Origin of the sequence: Pseudomonas sp. 30_B, from assembly GCF_017491605.1 — a bacterium.
Lineage (GTDB): Bacteria > Pseudomonadota > Gammaproteobacteria > Pseudomonadales > Pseudomonadaceae > Pseudomonas.
The window spans coordinates 1-240 of record NZ_JAFGYY010000529.1 but is presented as its reverse complement, the minus strand read 5'-3'; the positions used below and the strand labels follow the sequence as shown (position 1 = coordinate 240).

General features: G+C 62.5%; 1 protein-coding gene. It reads left to right on the top strand.

Annotation, left to right across the window (positions count from 1 at the left end; genetic code table 11):
* Nucleotides 1-240: sulfatase/phosphatase domain-containing protein (locus tag J5M67_RS29350; protein ID WP_207888773.1), on the top strand; the 240-nt coding region annotated here is incomplete at both ends.

Here is a 240-nt window from a genome sequence, read left to right as displayed (position 1 = left end):
CGTTCCGCAACGAGAAGAACTCCAACTACGAAGGCGCCTTCCGGGTGCCGGCGATGATCCGCTGGCCGGGACATATCGAAGCGGGCCAGGTGTCCAACGAGATGTTCTCGGGGCTGGACTGGTTCCCGACCCTGCTGGCGGCCGTCGGCGATACCGACATCAAGGATCGCCTGCTCAAGGGCACTGATGTCGGCGGCAAGAACTTCAAGGTGCACCTGGACGGCTACAACCAGCTGGACT